The organism is Priestia sp. P5_B4 (assembly GCF_056400385.1).
Genome location: NZ_JBFULJ010001329.1, coordinates 1 through 738, shown reverse-complemented (window position 1 = coordinate 738; position 738 = coordinate 1). Strand labels below are relative to the sequence as shown.

Annotated in this window: 1 protein-coding gene; it reads left to right on the top strand. The window is 29.7% G+C overall.

The genetic code is table 11. The features are described 5' to 3' along the window. Positions 1–151: 151 nt before the first annotated feature. A partial coding sequence (locus AC1DRF_RS30780; RefSeq protein ID WP_477742672.1) for a LysE family translocator occupies positions 152–738 on the top strand: 587 nt, incomplete at its 3' end.

The window sequence follows — 738 nt, the reverse complement described above, 5'->3', positions numbered from 1 at the left end:
TAAATATATTACCGATTATCTAAAGAAAAAATTACTAATATATTTATATCCAGTTAACATAACAGGTATTATCGGCAATGAAATCAACTACTTTCTTCTTTCTTCTGTTATAATGAAGCATAAAATTTTTAAGGAAGGGATGATGAATAACATGGACTTATCATCTATACTATCCTTTTTAGGTGTAGCTATATTACTTACACTTATACCAGGTCCGGACAATTTATTTGTTTTAGCTCAAAGCATATCAAACGGAAAAAAGGCAGGGATCTTAACTGCACTAGGACTTTCTACAGGTCTCATTTTCCATATAACAGCTGCAACACTTGGAATTACGGCTATCATTTATCAATCGGCTATAGTATTTGCAATCGTCAAATATGCCGGAGCAGCATATTTATTATTCTTAGCATACAAATCTTTTAGAGAAAAAGACTCGCAACTTGATCTTAATGATGAAAATTCAATAAGCTACAAGTCTTTATATAGAAAAGCTGTTATAAGTAATCTCTTAAATCCAAAAGTATCCTTATTTTTTCTAGCCTTTCTCCCTCAGTTTATTAATTACACAAACGGAAATGTGACAAAACAAATGCTTATTTATGGAATTTTATCCTTGATACAAAGTTTAGTTATCTTTATTTTGATAAGTATATTTGCAGGAAAAGTAAGGAATTATTTAAAGAAAAACCCTACTATAGCAAAGAAAATTAACCTGATTCAAGGATCTTTGTTTAC